Raw genomic sequence first — 17,733 nt, forward strand, 5'->3', positions numbered from 1 at the left:
CGACGCTCTCCAGCAGGAAGGTCACGGTGTCGTAGACGGCGCGGACCTGGAGGCGGACCGAGGCGTCGCCGAGCTTGTGGCGCGTGCTGCCGAGGACGACCCCGGACACGATGACGGCGGTCACGCCGGACGTGTGCGACTGCTCCGCGATGACGTAGGAGGCGTAAGGGGTGACCAATGCGATGACGGTCTCCAGCATGGGGTCGTCGGTCCGTCTGCGGATCAGCGTCACCACTGCGGCGAGCGCCGCCCCGATGAGGGCTCCTCCGCCGGCCAGGATCAGGAACTGCAGGGCGGTCCCGGGCACGCTGATGGCGCTGCCGGACACCGCGGTGGCCACGGCGACCTTGTACAGGACCAGTGAGGTGGCGTCGTTGAACAGGCTTTCCGCCTGCACCATGGCCTGCACACGCGGTGGGAGAGACAGGCGCCGACCGAGCGCGGTCACGGCCACGGGGTCGGTGCTGGCCAGGACGGAGCCGAGGATGAACGCGGTCGCGGCGGTGAGCGGGGTGATCGCATGAGCCACGTACCCGACGGCGACGGCCGAGACGAGGACCAGGCCGAAGACCAGGCCGGTCACGGGCCGCCACACGGTACGCAGGTCGCGGACGGAGATCTCCCCGGCCGAGGCGTAGAGCAGCGGTGGCAGCACCAGCACGTTGATCACGTGAGGCGGCAGGCGGACCTCGGGAACCCAGGGCATCAGTCCCACGACCAGGCCCGCGACCACGAGGAGCGAGGGGGCGGGCAGGCTCCAGCGCCGGGCACCTGTCGCCACGGCGGTGGCCAGGACCACCAGCAGCAGGACGACGATCAGGCCGGTCATGGAGCGTCCCCGGTGAGTTACATCTTGTGGTCCCCCTGTGACCAGGTGCTTTATCAACGTAACCGACATACTGCGGTGCCGCAGCCGATGGCCGGGCCGCTCAGGCCGTTCGCTCTCGCCCACTCGAACCATCCGCATCGCGAGGTCCACGACATGTGGTTCGAGGCACCGCTTCTCCCGGTGGCCGGCGTCCCCGGGGACGCCGGCCCGTCCGCGCCGGACGACGTCATCCGTCCGCCGCCGGGGCGGGAACAGCCGCGGTTCAGCGGGCACGAGGCCGTGTCGGAGCCGGCGCATCGAGCACGACTGATCCATCTGATACGGCTGTCCCGCGCCCCGCACCCGGACCGAAGGTCGTTCGGCCACCGCTCGCCGTGGCGTCCCTGAGCGAAAGCGGCCGGCGGTCAGGTCCGGTGGGCGAGCACGCTCAGGAGCGGTGCCGGATCGTCGCGGAAGTAGAAGTGACCGCCGGGGAACCGGCGCACCGTCGCGGACTTGGTGCTGTGCTCCTTCCACTGCGTGAGGGCTTCGCCGGTGACGACGTCCGTGTCCCCGCCGAGCACGTCGAGGGGCACCGGGAGCGGCTCGCCCGCCTGGTGACGATAGTTGTCGAGCAGGGTGAGGTCCGCGCGGAACACCGGGAGGAGCAGGGCCATGAGATCGGCGTCCGCGGCGATCTGCGGCGGGATGCCGCCGTAGCGTTCGTCGAGGGCCGCGACCAGCTCGGCGTCCGTCTTGTCGGACACCCGTGCCGCGTGACGCGGTCGGTGTGGTGCGGGGCACGCCGACACGATGAGCCGTTCGGGCAGCGGGCGGCCCCGGGCGACCAGTTCCCGTGTCACTTCGTAGGCGACCAGCGCGCCGAGACTGTGCCCGAAGAGATCGTAGGGCGGTACGAACTGCGTGGCGTCGAGCAGCTCCCGCACCACCGTGCCCAGGTCGGTCAACGGTGGTTCGGCGGCGCGGCCGCCGCGTCCCGGGAGGCAGACGCCGTACACCTGGGTGCCGGGCAACTGCTGGCCCCAGCGGACGAACTCGCCGGGGAACCCGCCGGAGTGGGGGAAGCAGTACAGGTGGCGCTCGGGGGGCTGGGCCAGGGGGCGGCCGGTCAGCCAGGGGCTGCGGCGGGTGGCCGTACCCAGCGGCGAGGTGGCGGTCATGAGGCGGAAGTCTCCTTGGCGGAATCGGATGCCGCACCGCGCTCCTGGAGCAGCGCGGCGATCGCCGACGGGGTCTGGGAGCGAAGGACGTCCCCGGCGTTGAGGGTGACGTGGAACGAGGCGGCGGCCCAGGCGGCGAGCTTCGTCGCGGTCAGTGAGTCGCCGCCGAGGTCGAAGAGACCCTCGTGCGGGTCGATGTCGGGATGGCCGAGCGCCTGTGTGAAGGCGCCGAGTACGGCGTCCAGCACGCTCGGGTGCCCCGCCGGCCGGCTTGCCGCTGTCGCCGCCCCGGTCTCCGTCCGCGGTGGCTCGGCCACCTGCGGCGCGGCGGGTGCGGGCGGCGGCACCGGACGGCCATGGGGTGCGGACGGCCCCGCGGGCGTACCGGGCTCGGGCGGTGCCGGCACCAGGTGGTTCCGGCGCTCGAACGGATAGGTCGGCAGCGGCACCCGGCGGCGTGGCTGGGCGCCGTGCAGAGCGGGGAAGTCCAACCGGGCGCCGCGGACCCACAACTCCCCCACGCCGGACAGGAGCGTCGCCGTCTGCGACGTCTCTTCCGCCGGGTGCGGGGCGAGGTGGACGACGGCCTGCTTGCTGTCGTAGCGCTCGTGCTGACGGGCCAGCGTGGCCAGGGTGCGGCCCGGGCCGACGTCGACGAGGACGCGGTCCGGGGTGCCGAAGAGGGTGTCCAGCACCTCGCCGAACCGTACGGGCCGACGCAGGTGCCGTACCCAGTGGGCGGCGGTGCGGATCTCCTCGGGATCCGCCCAGGAGCCGGTGGTGTCCGAGAGCACCGGCAGGGTCGGCCGCTCGCGGGGCAGTGCCTCGACCGCCTCGGCGAAGCGGTCCGCGATCGGCTCGACGAGCGGCGAGTGGCCCGCCGTGGCGATCCGCAGGACCCGAGCCTCGATCCCCCGGCCGGTCAGTTCCTCCGCGAAGCGGGCGATGGACGCGGCCGGGCCGGTGACGGTGCACTGGCCCGGGCCGTTCACCGCGCCGATCGTGACGTCGGCCGGGAGCATCGGCTGGACCTCGGCCTCGGGCAGGCGTACGGCCGCCATCGCGCCCGCGGGCACGGTGGCGAGGAGCCGGCCGCGTTCGGCGACCAGCCGGGCCGCGTCGGCCGGTGAGAACACCTCGGCGACGCAGGCCGCGGCGTACGCGCCGAGACTGTGCCCGGTGACGGCGCTCGGCCGCGGACCCCACGACATCAGCAGCCGTGCGGTGGCGTACTGCACCGCGAACACCGCCGGCTGGCCGACGCCGATGGTCGCCAGCCGCTCGGCGGCGGTCGGCCGCTCCGCCTGCGTGCCGGGATAGAGGACCTCCCGCAGGTCCAGTCCGAGCGGACCCGTGACCGCCTCGGCCACCTCGTCCAGGTGTCGCCGGAACTCGGGCTCGGTGTCGTACAACTCGGCTGTCATGCCGACGTGTTGACCGCCCTGGCCGGGGAACAGGAACACCTGCTCGACGTCGGACGGCGCGCCGCCGCCCGTCGACGCCGCCCGGCCGCGCAGGGCGGACACCGCTTCCCGCGTGTCGCCCGCGACCACGAACCTGCGGTGGGCGTGGTGGGCGCGGCCGGACTGCAGGGTCCATGCCGCGTCGGCCAGATGCGTCGTCGGGTGCGCTTCCAGGTGGTCGGCCAGGCGGCTCGCCGCGGTGTCGGCGGCCTGCGGGGTCCGGCCGGAGACCAGCAGCAGTTGCCTGCGGTGGACGGGTGTGGAGGCCGCGGGCGGTGGCGCCTGTTCCAGCACCACGTGGGCGTTGGTGCCGCCGACACCGAGCGCGTTGACTCCGGCGATCCGCGGGCCGTCCGTCGGCCACGCGCGCGTGCTGCCGCTCACCTCGAAGGCGGACGAGGCGAAGTCGATGGCCGGGTTCGGCTTTCGGTAGTGCAGCGTGGCCGGGACGACGCCGTGCTCCACGCTGAGGACCGCCTTGATGAAGCCCACCACGCCCGCCGCGGAGTCGGCATGACCGATGTTCGTCTTCACCGAACCGAGCAGGCAGGGGCCGCCACCACGGCCGGTTCCGGGCCCGAAGGCCCGGCTGAGCGCGGCCACTTCGATCGGGTCGCCGAGCGCGGTGCCCGTGCCGTGCGCCTCCACATAGCCCACCTCGTCCGGATCGACGCCGGCGGCCTCGTGGGCGAGACGGATCACCTCGGCCTGGCCCACCACGCTCGGCGCGGTGAAGCCCGCTTTGTGCCGGCCGTCGTTGTTCACCGCGGAACCCCGGATCACCGCGTGCACGTGGTCGCCGTCCGCCAGCGCGTCCGACAGCGGCCGCAGGACGACCACGCCCACCGCGCTGGCACCGACCGTGCCGTCGCTGTCGGCGTCGAACGCGCGGCAGTGGCCGTCGGCCGCGACGATGCCGCCCGGCGTGTAGCGCATGCGGGGCAGGTACGGCACGACGCTCGCGCCACCGGCGAGCGCGAGGTCGCATTCGCCGTTCAGCAGCGCCTGCACCGCCAGGTGCACCGCCACCAGGGAGGTCGAGCAGGCCGTCTGCACGGTCAGGGCCGGCCCGGTCAGGTCCAGGTGGTAGGCGATGCGGGTGCTGACGAAGTCGGGCGCGGTGGCCTGCCGCAGCCGCCATTCGTCGAGGAACGGCAGCTCGTCGATGCGGGCGCGGACCGCCTCGGCGTACCCGTTGTTCCCGGCTCCGACGAAGACGCCGGTCACCGGCCGGTCCTCGCCGCCGTGCCCGGCCCGTTCGAGTGCTTCATGGGCGCACTCCAGGAGCAGCCGCTGCTGCGGGTCGGTGATGAGCGCGTCGTGCGCCGACAGCCCGAAATAGGCGGCGTCGAACTCGCCCACCCCGTCGAGCACGCCGTAGGCCGGTACGTAGTCGGGGTGTGCCGGATCCGCGCGGTCGGGCAGGACGGAGATCGTCTCCCGGGCGGCGCACAGGTTCTCCCAGAAGCGCTCCACGTCCGGGGCACCGGGGAACCGGCCCGCCATGCCCACCACGGCGACGAGGTGTTCCTGGTCTTCCTGGTCTTCCCGGTCTTCCCGGTCTTCTTGCTGGTCGTACGTCATCGGGAGTCCTTCGCGGGGTCGGTGCAGGTGACCTCGGCGGGGTCATCGGTCGAGGGCGTGGTGGGCGGGGATGCGGTGGGCAGGGACGCGGTGCCCAGGGCGCCGAAGACGAACAGGGCGGCGGCCGTGAGCTGCAGGGCGGCCAGCCCCCAGAAGGCGGGGGTCAGTCCGGCCTTCTGGGCGAGCGTGCCGGACAGCACCCAGCCCGCCGTGCCGCCGATCAGGGCCAGCGCGGTGGCGACCGTGAGTGCCTCGGGGCGGTGCTCCTCCGGGATGCGCAGCACCCGGACGGTGGCGACCGGCGCGGAGGACACGCCGTTGAGGAAGCCGACGCACACCAGCAGGCAGAACAGGCCCGGCACACCGAACGGCAGCGGCAGTGCGAGGAAGCCGGCGCCCAGCGCCACGCGACCGGTCAGTGCGAGGGTCCTGGCGGGCACCCGGCGCAGCAGCCGTCCGGCCAGCAGGGTGCCCGCGAGCGCGCCGCCGCCGAAGGCGGTCAGCAGGGCGCCCGCCACGACGGAGGAGCCGTGCTCCCGCGTCACGGCGATCACCGGCAGCAGCGCGAACAGCGCCTGCCAGGCCATCTCCCCGAGCGCCAGCGCCACCGACCAGCTGCCCAGCAGCCGGTCCCGCATCAGCAGCCGGAACCCTGCCGCGGGCGAACGACGCCCCGTGCCCTTCCCGGTCGTGGGCGTCTGCGGCAGGCACAGTCGCAGCAGTACGGCCGAGCAGGTGAAGGACACCGCGTCCACGATCAGCACCGTGGGCGCGCCGAGCAGGGAGATGAGGACGCCGCCGAGCACGGGGCCCAGCAGCACGCTGAGCCGGGTCGCGCTCTGCAGGGCGGCGTTGGCCCGGCCGAGCAGTTGCTCGTCCTCGCCGACGACTCCCGGCAGGATGGCCTGCTGGCTCGCGGCGTACGGGGCGTAGAACGCGCCGATCGCGAACATCACCCCCACGAACGTGGCCGTGTTCAGGCAGTCGAGGAAGTACAGCACCGGCAGCAGGGCCACCAGCGGGCCGCGGACGGTGTCCCCGACGAGCATGACGGTGCGCGGCCCGAGGCGTCCGGTCCAGGAGGCTCCGAAGAAGCCGAACACCGCGATGGCGGCCAGCTGGGCCGCCATGACCAGCCCCATGTCACCTGCGGATCCGGTGAGTTGCAGCACGAGCCACGGCATGGCGACCGCGCTGAGCTGGGTGCCGAGCATCGAGATGGTCTCGGCGACGAGGAGCACGCGCAGGGTCCGGTGCTGCCGGATGCCGGGCGCGGGTGTGACCGGGGAGGCCGGTGTGGTCCCGTTCGTCATGATCACGCACCTCCCTGCGTACCGGGACGGCGTCGGCCGCGCCGGTTCTGCCGGCCGGAGCGCTGCGGACGCCTGGGCTCGGCCATGCCGTCGGTGGACTCGCCGGACCGACGCGCCGAGTCGAGCGCCTTCGCCAGCGCGGCGACGGTCGGGTGCTCGAACAGGGCGGTGACGGGCAGCTCCCGGCCGAAGGCGGCGACGACCCTGCTGTGCAGCTTGGCCAGGGCCAGGGAGTTGCCGCCGAGGTCGAAGAAGTTGTCGTGGACCGAGACCGCGGCGAGCCCCAGGACCTCCGACCAGAGCGCGGCCACACGCCGTTCGGTGTCGTTGCCCGGTGCGACGTGGCCGGCCGCCCCGACCAGGTCGGTGCGCTCGGGCCTGGGCAGCGCGGCGTGGTCGACCTTGCCGCTGGTGGTCAGCGGCAGGGCAGGCAGTACGACGACGGCGTCCGGCACCATGAAGGCGGGCAGCTCCGCCCGTGCGCGGCGCAGCAGTTCGGCGCTGTCGGGGCGGTGCGCACCCTGCGGGGTCACATAGGCGACGAGGGCCGGGGTGCGTTGCGGGTCGCCGGTCACGGCGGCCTGGGCCACTTCGGGTCGGCGCAGCAGGAAGTGCTCGATCTCGCCCGGCTCGATGCGGTAACCACGGAGCTTGAGCTGCCGGTCCGCCCGGCCCAGGTACTCCACGGTGCCGTCGCCCAGCCGGCGGCCGAGGTCGCCGGTACGGTAGACCCGCAGCGGCACGCCGTCCAGTTCGATCGTGCGGAAGCGGTCCGCCGTCAGTTCCGGACGCCGAAGGTACCCGACGGCGAGGCTGTGACCGGCCAGGTGGATCTCGCCGGTGGTGCCGAGCGGGCAGCGTCGGCCGGCCGCGTCGAGGACGAGCATCCGCACGCCGGCGATGGGCCGCCCGATGCAGTTCAGCGGCGCGGTGCCGGAGCCGTCGACGATGTGCTCCGAGGCGGCGACGGTGTTCTCGGTGGGGCCGTAGGAGTTGAGCAGCCGGTAGGGCAGCCCGGCCGGCGGACGCTGGGAGAGCGCCGCGCCGCCGATGCCGAGCCAGCGCAGCCCGCGCGGGACGGCGGTGCCGGTGCTCCACATGGCCTCGGCCAGCGCGGTGGCGCTGAACGCCACGGTCGCGCCCTTGCGGTCCAGCCACTCACCGAGCGTGGACGCGGCGACGGGTTCCTCGTGCGGGACCAGGCAGGCGCCATGGGCGAGGGCCTGCCACACCTCCATCTGCGAGGAGTCGAAGCTGACGCTCAGCAGGTGGGTGCAGCGGTCCCCGGGGCCGATGTCCTGCGTGTTGCCCACCGACCGTACGAGGTTGGCGAGGCCGCCGTGGCGGACGACGACGCCCTTGGGGGTTCCGGTGGTGCCGGAGGTGTAGATGACGTAGGCCGTGGCCTGCGGAGACCATGCGGGAAGAGCCTCGGCACCGTCCTCGGCCGCCTCGGCCGGTGTCACGTCCGTGACGTCGACGACCGTGGCCCGGCCGGTCGACGGCAGCGTGATCCCAGCGCGGGTCAGCAGCACGTCGGCCCGCACGTCGTCGAGGACGAACTCCTGCCGGGCGGCCGGCCAGGACGGGTCGAGCGGGCAGAACGCGGCCCCGGCGAACCAGGAGGCGAGCATGCCGACGACGAAGTCCTCGCCGCGCTCCAGGAGCAGCGCGACCGTGGGCTCGTGGGCCGGGAGGTGCGGGCGCAGCGTCCCGGCCAGGGAGCGGGCGCGGGCCACCAGCCCGGCGTAGCCGAGCGCACCCCGGCTGCTGTCGATCGCCGTCGCGTCGGGCCGCACGCGCGCCTGCTCCAGCACCAGTTCGGGGACGGTGGTCGCGGGCCCCGGCAGCGGGCCCTGCTCCCATGCGCGTATCCGGTCGAGCTCCTCGTGCGGGATCAGTTCCAGCCCGGTGACCGGGGCGTCCAGGTTCTCGGGCAGTTGGGACAGCAGCGTGGCCAGGGTGTCGGCCATCTGTGCCACGTCGTCGCGCCGGACGAGGCCGCCGTGGTAGGCCATGCGGCCGCGCAGTTCACCGCCGTCGAGGACGAGCGCGACGGTCAGCCCGAGCTTTCCGGTGTACGCCGCGTCGCCGCCGTCGAGTTCGACCGCGCGCAGGGCGCGTCCGCCGAGCGTCGGCGGGCGCACCACGGCCGTGCTGAACGCCAGCGAGACGTCGCAGTAAGGGGTACGGCCGGGCCTGCGGGGCGGGTTGATCCGGTCGACGACGTCCTCGAAGGCCACCTCGCGGTGCGCGAAGGCGTCCAGCGTCGTTTCCCGCATCGCTTCCAGCGCCTCGCGCACGGTCGCGTCCTGCCGCAGCCGGGAGCGCAGCGCCACGGTGTTCAGGCACGGCCCGAAGACGTCCGCGAGGCCGCCCGAACCGCGGTTGGTCATCGGGCTGCTGATCACCACGTCGTCCGTACCGGTGCGGTGGTGCAGCAGGATGCCCAGTGCCGTCGCCGCCGCCATGAACGGGGAGATGCCGTGCCGCTCGTGGAGGGCGCGCAGCCGCTCGCCCACACCCGCGGGCATCGGTATGTCCACCACCCCGTGCGGTGCGGGTTCCTCGGGCGCGGGCAGCTCCACGTACGCGGGTGCCCCGTCGAGGTGTGCGCTCCAGTACGCGAGATCCGTCTCGTGCCGGGCGCCGGCGCGGGCCGTCTCCTGGGCGTGGACGAAGTCCCGGTACTGGGCGGGCCGTCGGCCGTCTGCGAGTTCCACGAGGAACGCGGCGACGGAGTCCGCGAGGCGGGCCGCGTCGGCGGCGGACACGCGGTCGCCCCGGTGGGAGAGCACGGCGTCCAGTTCGCCGTCCTGTTCGGCCACGGTCAGTGTGATGCCGAACTTGGCCTCGTGGGACCACAGTGACTCGGCGAACACCGGGCGCAGTACGGCGCCGCCCAGCACGGCGCGCCGGTCGTCGCGCAGGTTCATGTTGAGCACGACGTCGCCGTACGGCGGCCGGTCCGCGGCCGGTTCGGGGCGCAGGCGGGCCAGTACGTCGTCGAAGGGCGTGCGGGCGTGCTCGAAGGCGTCCAGCACTTCTGTGCGCATCGCGCGCAGCGTCTCGCGAGCGGTGGCGTCGCCCGCTGTCGAGGAGCGCAGGACGACGTGGTTGAGGCAGGGGCCGAGCAGGTCGGCGGAGCCGCGGTCACGGGTGCTCGCGGGAACGCCGAAGGTCACCCTCGGCAGGCCGCTCCATCGGTGCAGGCCCGTGGCGAGCGCCGCCGCCATGAGCATGAACCAGGTCGCTCCGTGCTCGTCCATCACCGGCCGCAGTCGGCCCAGCAGCCCTTCGGGGAGTGCGAGGCGGACTGCTCCGTCGGCCTCTGTCCGCACCGGCACGGGCAGGTCCAGCCTGGTCGGCCAGCCGGCCAGCCGGTCCGCCCAGAAGTCGAGGTCGGCGGCGCGGTGCGGGTCTCCAGAGCGCTCGGCGGCGGCGGTGTGCTCGCGGTATTGGAGTGCGGGCGGCTCGGACGTCAGCCCCGCGAGGCTGTCGCGGTAGCAGCGTTCGAGCTCGCGCAGCAGGACGGGCACGGACTCGCCGTCCACGACGAGGTGGTGCAGGCACAGCATGAACGCCTGGCCCCGCGGCCCGCAGTCGGCGACGGCCGCCCGCAGCAGCCGGCCCGAGGCCAGGTCGAATTGGCGGCCGGCGGCGCCGTCGAGCCAGCGCGTGGCCGTCTCCTCGGGCCCCTCCGCGCCGGTGGGCTCGCACGTCTCGATCCTGGGCCGCCAGGGCGCCTGGACGACCTGGCGCACGGTGCCGCCCTGTGCGCGGAACGCGGTCCGCAGGATCTCGTGCCCGGCGACGAGGCGGGCGAGCGCGTCCTCCAGGACCGCCGGGTCCAGCCGGCCTTCGACGGTCCAGCCGAGGAAGACGTTGGCGGGCGAGCCCTGGCCGGTCTGTTCCGCCAGCCACATGCGCCGCTGGAAGGCGCTCGCGGGCGATGCGGGCTCCGCGCCGGGTGCCGCCGAGCGGTCACCGGGATCGGCAGTCGCCGAGGCCGTCGCCTCCGGTGCCACCGTGGGCGTGGCACCGGGCGCGGGCGGGGCGGCGTCGGCGGACGACCGGCCCGAGGCCCGGTCGATCAGGTCCGCCAGGTCTCCCAGGCGCGGCGTCTCGAACAGCGTCTTGATCGGCAGGTCCGCGCCGAACCGCTCGGCGATCTCGCCGATGAGACGCACCGCGAGCATGGAGTGCCCGCCCAGCCCGAAGAACGAGTCGTCCTCGCTCACCGTCGGCACATCGAGCAGCTCGCGCCACACGGCCGCCAGCACGGCCGGGGTACCGGCGCGCGGCTCGCGCCGGGCGGGGGCGGCGAGCGCGGCGGTCTGCGCCCGCAGCGACGCAACGTCGACCTTGCCGTTGACGGTGAGCGGGATGCTCGCCACCACGTGGAACAGCGAGGGCAGCATGTACGAGGGCAGTCGGCGTGCCAGATGGCCGCGCAACTCCGCCGCGCCCAGCTCCTGTCCGCTCTGCACCACGGCGATCAGCCGGTCGTCCTCCGCGAACACGACGGCGTCGGAGACGTCCGGGTGCTCGCACAGGCATGTCTGCACCTCGCCCGGCTCGATGCGGTAACCCCGCAGCTGGACCTGGGAGTCGGCGCGTCCAATGAACCGCAGGCTCCCGTCGGGCAGTTGGGCGGCGAGGTCGCCGCTGCGGAACAGGGTGCCGTCATCGAACGGCGAGGGTACGAAGCGCTCGGCGGTCAGTTCCGGCCGGCCCAGATAGCCGCCCGCGACACCGTCGCCGCCGACGTAGATCTCACCGACCGTGCCGACGGGCAGCAGCCGGCGGCCGGTGTGCCGGTCCAGGAGATACAGCCGCGTGGTCGGTATCGGCGTGCCCACGACGCTCGTGTCCGTCTCCATGTCGCCACGGGAGACGGTACGCACGCTCGCGTGCACGGTGGTCTCCGTGATGCCGTACATGTTGACCAGCCGCACGTGCGGGAACCGCTCGGACCACTCGGTCAGCATCGCCGGTCGCAGCGCCTCACCGCCGAAGATCACATAGCGCAGCGCGGCGAGTCCGCCCGGTACCGAGGGCCGCAGGCCGAGCAGCCTGCGGAAGGCGCTCGGCGTCTGGTTGAGCACGGTGACGCGTTCGCGCTGGAGCAGGTCGAAGAAGAGCCCGGGGTCCCGGGTCTCGTCCTCGGAGACGAGCACGACCCGGCCGCCGTGCACCAGGCCGCCGAACAGCTCCCACACCGAGAAGTCGAAGGCGTAGGAGTGGAACATCGTCCACACGTCCTGCGGTCCGAAGTTGAACGGAAGCCGGTCGTTGACGAGCAGGCGCACCAGGTTGCGATGGGTGAGGACGACCCCCTTGGGCCGGCCGGTGGTGCCCGAGGTGTAGATGCAGTAGGCGGGCGAGTCGAGGGGGACCGACGGCAGCGGTGTCCCGTCGTCGTCCCGGTGCGCCGGATCGAACAGCTCGTCAAGGGCGAGCACCTGCCCGTCGAAGCCGTGTCCGTCCGCCGCGTGCGACGGGGCGAGCGCGAGTCGCACGCCCGAGTCCGAGAGGATGAACTCCCGGCGCTCGTCCGGGATGGCGGGGTCGATGGGCAGGTAGGCGGCCCCGGCCAGCAGGGTGCCCAGGATCGCACGCACCTGGTCGGCGCCCCTCGGGAACAGCAGGGCGACCAGTTCTCCCTGTCGTACGCCCGCGGCGAACAGGCCGCGGGCGACCGCCTGTGCGTCGGCGAGCAGGGCGCCGTAGGCGACCGAGTGCGCGCCGTCGGTCAGTGCCACGTCCGCGGGCCTGGCCTCGGCGCGGCGCCGGATGAGGTCGTGGGCGGGGGTCTCGTCGTAGTGGGCCTCGGTGGCGTTCCACACCCGCAGCTGGGTGTGGCGCTCCGCCTCGGACAGGAGGTCGATCTCGGCCACGCCGGAGTCGGGCCGCTCGGTCAGCAGGCGCAGTGCCGTGACGTAGTGGGCGGCCATCGCGGTGATCTGGTCGTGGTCGAAGTAGCGGCCGTTGTACACGAGATGGGCGCGGTGGCCGTGGTCGCCGTCCGGCCGCAGGCACAGGTGCAGGTCGTACTTGCCGCGTCCGCCGGCGGCGTCCACCAGGCGTGCCTCGGTGCCGTCCGGGGCGGGCAGCGCCGCCGCGGCGGGGAGGTAGCTGTACAGGACGTCGAAGAGTGCCGTACGGCTCATGTCCTTCGACGGGTCGACCAGTCGGACCAGCTCGTCGAACGGAGCCCGGTCATGGGCACGGGCGTGGGCCGTCTCGGCCGCGGTGCGTTCGACGAGTCCGGCGAACGAGAGGTCCGCCTGCGGGCGCAGGCGCACCGGCAGGAGGTTGCTCAGCGGTCCGACGACATGCCGGTCCTGCTCCCGCCGCCCGGCGTGGGACAGGCCGAGCACCATGTCCTCCTGGCCGGAGTACCACTGGAGCACGGCCGCGAAGGCGGCGAGGGCGATGTCCGCCACCTGCGCCCCGAGCCGCTCGGCGACCCGTCCCAGCGCGACGTCGGCGGGCACGGTGAACGCCACCGACCGCTCCTCGTAGACGTGGACGGCGTCACGGGTACGGCGCTCCGGCAGGCGCAGCGGGTCGGCGGGCGGCTGCAGTACGGCGGCGCGGGCGGCGAGATGTGCGCGGCGGGTGTCCTCGTCGTCGGTGTCGCGCCACGCCTGGTAGCCGGTCGGCCGCGGGGCCCGCGCGTCCGGCCCGGCCAGGATCTGCCCGGCCACCGTCTCCAGGGACACCCGGTCGATCACGGCCTGGTGCCCGCACAGGGCGATCCAGCCCCCGGAGGAACCCTCGTCGGGCCGGACCGCGATCCGCAGGAGCGGACCCGCGGACAGGTCGAACGGCGTGCGTGCCCACTCCGTCAGGACGTCCGGGACGTCGACGCCGACCGCGACCCCGGCTCCGTCACCGGGCGCGGCCCGCAGCCACTCGGGCACGACGGTCGCGTCGGGCCGCACCCGCTGCACGACCCGGCCGTCCAGCTCGACCAGTTCCGTACGCAGTGCCTCATGGGCGCGTACGACGGCCGCGACCCGGTCCGCCAGTTCCGCGCGGTCCGGCAGCGTCTCCAGCCGCAGGAAGAGCGGGAGGTTGTGATAGGTGGGCGCGCCCGGGTAGAGGTGGCCGTTCTCGAAGCGGTCCACGAACCACATGCGTTCCTGGTGGGCGGACGTCGGGTGTACGTCCCCGGCGGCCGCGGCCGGGGTGTCACCGTCGGTGCGGGGTGCCTCGGGGTCGCTCGCCTCGATGTAGTGGGTGTCCAGCTCCCTGAGCAGGATGTCCTCGCACTCGCCGTCCCACAGCAGGTGGTGCAGGCACACGAAGAGCACTTGGCCGGCCGGCCCGAGTTCGATCAGCGCGGCGGTCAGCAGCCGTCCGGAGGCCAGGTCGAAGGGCTCGTGGGCCGCGGTGCGGATCCAGTCCTGCAGCGCGGCCTCGGGGTCCGGCCGGTCACCGAGGTCGACCCGTTCGACACGGGGAGCCCACGGAGCGCGCACGGTCTGCATGAGATCGCCGTCGACCTCGTGGAAGGCGGTGCGCAGGATCTCGTGGCGCTCGATCGTCGCGGCCAGGGCCCGGCCGACGCCGTCGGCGTCCAGCGGGTGTTCCACACGCCAGGCGAGCGGCACGTTGTAGGCGGCCTGGTCACCGCCCACGCGCTGGGCCAGCCAGACACGGCGCTGGAAGCTGGAGGCAGGGAAGACGTCTCCGACGCCCTGGACCGGATGCCCGGCGGCGGAGGTCTCCGGGCCTGCGGTGGCTTCCCCGGCGGCCGGCGTGGCCGTGACGGCCGCAGTGGGCCGGTCGGACGGGTCCTCGGCCGAACGGCGGGTGTCGGCGGGAGCCGGTGAGGGCAGCGCGTGGGCGGTGAACTCCGCCAGCCGCGGGTGGTCGAAGAGCAGCCGGATGGTCGCGGTGGCGGCCGGGAACCGTTCGCGCACCGCGCCGACGAGCATCTCGGCGAGCAGGGAGTGGCCGCCCAGCTCGAAGAACGAGTCGCCGGGCGCGACGGCGCCGGTGCCGAGCACGGACTGCCAGACCTCGGCCATCACCGTCAGACGGGCGTCGTCCTCGACGCCGGTGGCAGCCGGCGAGTGGTCGCTGTCGCCGCCGTCGTGTGCGGTTCCGTCGTGTGCGGTGCCTCTCGCGTCGGCGGCCACCGCTGCCGCCACGCCACCGATGCCGGCCCGCGGGTCGTCCGCCATCGCGCGCAGCACGGCCAGATAGTCGTCGGCCATGGCGCGGACCACCGAGGCGCCCAGCGAGCCCGCCGGGTCCTTCCACAGCAGGTGCGTGCCGCAGCTGTCCTCGCGGACCATGAGCGCGAGGCGGAAGCCGGCGGTGCTCTCCATGTCCAGCAGGCTCAGCCGTGCCTCTGCGCCGCCGTGACGCAGCCGCACGTCGTGGACGTCGACGCCGTCGCGCAGTCCGGCATGCCAGTACTGGAACACCGTCTGATGGGTGCGCCGTTGGGCGTCGGGGCCGGTGAGTCCCGCGGACCGCATGATGGCGGGCAGCGGCAGATCGCCGTGCGCCAGGCTCTCCTTGACCCGCGCGCGGACGCGGCCGAGCAGGTCGGTGTAGGTGTCGTCGTCGCGCACCGGTACCCGCAGGGGCAGCGCGTTGACGAAGTAGCCCAACCGCCCGGTCAGTTCGGGCAGGCAGCGGCCGTGGTACGGCAGGAACGACAGCACGTCCGACGCGCCGCTGTGCCGCCTCAGCAGCGCGAAGTAGGCGCCCATGAGCACGGTGGCGAAGGACATGCCTTCCTGGGTGGCGCGTGTGCGCAGGGCGGCGGCCAGGTCGGCCGGCAGCTTCTCGCTGATGACGGTGTACCGCGGCTCCTCCGAGCCGGCCGGCAGCGCGAAGTCGCCGCCGAAGTCGCCCAGTTCTTCCTTCCAGTGGAGGCGGTGGGCCTCGCCGGACGGGCCGTCGGCCAGTTCGCGCGAGTGCGCGGCGAACGCGGTGAGCGCCGGGGCGTGGTCCTCGCGGGGCAGCGGGTCGCCCTGATAGGCGGTGCGCAGGGCGTCCAGGAGCAGCAGGATGGAGGCGCCGTCGTACACCAGGTGGTGCACGGCGATCAGCAGGACCGTGTAGTCCGGGCCGTCGATGAGGTCGACGCGCGCGAGCGGTCCGGTGCGCAGGTCGAACGGGGTCTGCCAGGCCTGGCGGATCGCGGCGTCCTGGCCGAGTTCGGTGCGGCTGCGGCGGACGGGGATCTCGGGTGCGTCCGACCAGTCGAGGACGGATCCCTCCGGCCCGATGCACACCCGGGCCCGCAGCTGCGGGAAGGCCCCGCCGACCTCGGCGACCGCCAGGCGCAGCCGTTCGAGGTCCAGGGTGCCGCGCACCCGGAAGGGGGTGGGGATGATGTGGCTCCACTGCCCGGGGTCCAGCTTCCAGGCGACCCACATCGCCTCCTGGCCGACGGACAGCGGGACGCACTGCGCGGGGGTGTTCATAGGGCGCTCTCTTCGGTGCGGTCAGCGTGCGACGGGCGGGGTGTGCCGTCGGGGGTGAGGAAGCCGAATCCGGCTCCGGACATCCAGGCGGTGGTGACCGCGGTGACGTCGGGGGCGGGCGGGGACTGGAGCCGGCGGTGCAGATCGCCGATCCGCTGCCTGGCCGCGGTGCAGAAGATGTCGGCCAGCGGCTGGGCGCCGTCGTCTCCGGACGCCGACAGGGTGGAGGCGCGGGACAGGGTCAGTGACATGCCGAGCAGTTCCCTGGCGGTGCCGGCCAGGAGGATCAACGTCCTTTCCTGGGCGGCGACTTCCTCCCGGTCGGGGTGGCGCCGCGCCAGTTCGAGGCAGGTGCGCCCGAAGTCCCGGGTCCGGTCGGCCGCCCAGTGCAGGTGGTCCAGATTGCGGGGCGTGAGGACCGTGTCCGTGGTGTCGAGGGGCACCGCGCCGTCCCGTAGGAGCTCCTCGGCGTGTTCCGGTTCCGGGTAGTAGTACGACAGGATCGACAGCCGTCCGATCCAGTTGTCGATCTGGAAGTCGACACCGCCGGAGATCCGGAGATTGCGCAGATCGCGCAGGTACCGCTCGACGGGCACGGGCGGAGCGCCGCGCAGTCGCTTGCTCGCCGCCGTCTCGTAGCCCTCGGCCGCCAGCAGGGACATGGCGCGCTCGGCGATGTCCCAGGCCAGCAGTGAGGCCGCGTTCTTGACGGCGTTCTGCTCGAACCGCAGGTTGAGGTTTCTGTCCTGGTCGTCCGGGAGCAGGCACCACTGGGCCATGGTCTCGATCGCGAACGTCTCGGCCAGGCTGTCGGCCAGCCGGCGCCGCACCTCGTCGTACTCCGACAGCGGGCGTCCGTCGATCACGCGGCGGGCCGCGAAGTCCCGCATCCATCCCACCGACAGCCGGGCGACGGCCAGCGCGGGCGCCGCGATCAGGTGCATCCGGCCCCGGCCGACCAGGCGTGCGGTCGCGGGCGTCGTCCGGACGACATGCCCGGCGTCACGCTCGACCAGCATGTGCCCGCCGGTGACCCGTACGTCCCGGAACTCCAGCCAGCCGTTGGGGAATCCCTTGATGCCCATGTAGGTGTGCCAGTCTCCGCTGGTCACTCCGGGGCTGTCGGTGCGGACGAAGAACATCCGCACCCGGTCGGCCCCGTCCTCGTGGACGGTGGCCGAGACGCTGACCAGCTCGGCGACGGGTGCGTGTCCGACGAAGACCTTGCGCCCGTTGAGAAGGTAGTCGTCGGTGCCTTCGATGCGGGTCGCTGTGGTGAAGCGGCGCTGGTTCGCCGCGCCCTGGGGCTCGCTGTCGGCACTGGCGGACCGGGCGCCGCGGCGCACCACGTCGCCGAGCAGCTCGCGCAGCGGCCCGTCCGGGACGACGGACAGGAAGGCCCCGGCGCCGAGCGCGTTCTCGATGGCGAGGGAGAGCGCCACCGGGGTGCAGTGCGCCGCGGCCGCCGACACCATGCGGAAGGTGTTGTAGTGCGAGAGTGCGTGTCCGCCCAGGGACGTGTCCGCCTGGAGGGCGAAATAGCCGTGACCGCCCAGTTCGTCGAGCAGGCCGTCGGGCAGAGCGGCGAGCGCGTCCACGTCGTCGGCGTCGATGCGCTCGCGCAGCAGGGCGTCCAGTTCCTCGGTCATCCGGTCACCGGTCCGCGCGTCGGCCGGGTCCTGCACCGGGAAGTCCCGGATGAGGTCCCAGCGGAATCGTCCCTGGTACAGCTCCTCCAGGAAGCTGACACGGTCCGGGTCGCTGGTCGCGTTCCGTGTTGTCCTTGACGGTGAACTTGCCAAAGGAGGTCCTCACATCGAGGTCGATGCCCGTGATTGGGGCATGCCAAGTCACCCTGTGTGTGAGCAGGGGTGGGCGAGCGTGGCGGTGGGAGGTGGAGGGGAATGAAGGGTTCGGGGAAGAGCGGTT

6 protein-coding genes are annotated in these 17,733 nt (G+C 73.4%); all 6 read right to left on the reverse strand.

Translation table 11 applies throughout. The features are described from left to right. A partial coding sequence (locus tag ACZ4MF_RS45030; RefSeq protein ID WP_467499708.1) for a cation:proton antiporter occupies window positions 1–829 on the reverse strand: 829 nt, incomplete at its 3' end. Between the two features lie 404 nt (window positions 830–1,233). Continuing rightward, the gene (locus tag ACZ4MF_RS45035) at window positions 1,234–1,989 is read right to left on the reverse strand and encodes a thioesterase II family protein (protein ID WP_467499710.1); all 756 of its coding nucleotides are present in this window, start codon (window positions 1,987–1,989) and stop codon (window positions 1,234–1,236) included. After that, window positions 1,986–5,036 (reverse strand): type I polyketide synthase, encoded by a 3,051-nt coding sequence (locus ACZ4MF_RS45040; protein ID WP_467499712.1) that lies wholly within the window; start codon window positions 5,034–5,036, stop codon window positions 1,986–1,988. The genes ACZ4MF_RS45035 and ACZ4MF_RS45040 overlap by 4 nt, the downstream gene beginning before the upstream one ends. Beyond that, complete coding sequence (locus ACZ4MF_RS45045) at window positions 5,033–6,349, reverse strand: MFS transporter (RefSeq protein WP_467499714.1); 1,317 nt, start codon at window positions 6,347–6,349, stop codon at window positions 5,033–5,035. Before ACZ4MF_RS45045 ends, ACZ4MF_RS45040 begins: the two co-directional genes overlap by 4 nt. 2 nt (window positions 6,350–6,351) lie before the next feature. After that, window positions 6,352–15,804: an amino acid adenylation domain-containing protein gene (locus ACZ4MF_RS45050; RefSeq protein WP_467499716.1), complete on the reverse strand. Its 9,453-nt coding sequence runs from the start codon at window positions 15,802–15,804 to the stop codon at window positions 6,352–6,354. Continuing rightward, on the reverse strand, window positions 15,801–17,606 hold the full coding sequence (locus ACZ4MF_RS45055; RefSeq protein WP_467499718.1) for an acyl-CoA dehydrogenase family protein: 1,806 nt from the start codon (window positions 17,604–17,606) through the stop codon (window positions 15,801–15,803). Before ACZ4MF_RS45055 ends, ACZ4MF_RS45050 begins: the two co-directional genes overlap by 4 nt. Window positions 17,607–17,733: the final 127 nt, after the last annotated feature.

This window comes from Streptomyces sp. NPDC025793, assembly GCF_055558375.1.

What these genes read in the sequence shown, in the direction of transcription:
- ACZ4MF_RS45035 (WP_467499710.1), bottom strand. Translation starts at nt 1,989, where the DNA reads ATGACCGCCACCTCGCCGCTGGGTACGGCCACCCGCCGCAGCCCCTGG.
- ACZ4MF_RS45040 (WP_467499712.1), bottom strand. Translation starts at nt 5,036, where the DNA reads ATGACGTACGACCAGCAAGAAGACCGGGAAGACCGGGAAGACCAGGAA.
- ACZ4MF_RS45045 (WP_467499714.1), bottom strand. Translation starts at nt 6,349, where the DNA reads ATGACGAACGGGACCACACCGGCCTCCCCGGTCACACCCGCGCCCGGC.
- ACZ4MF_RS45050 (WP_467499716.1), bottom strand. Translation starts at nt 15,804, where the DNA reads ATGAACACCCCCGCGCAGTGCGTCCCGCTGTCCGTCGGCCAGGAGGCG.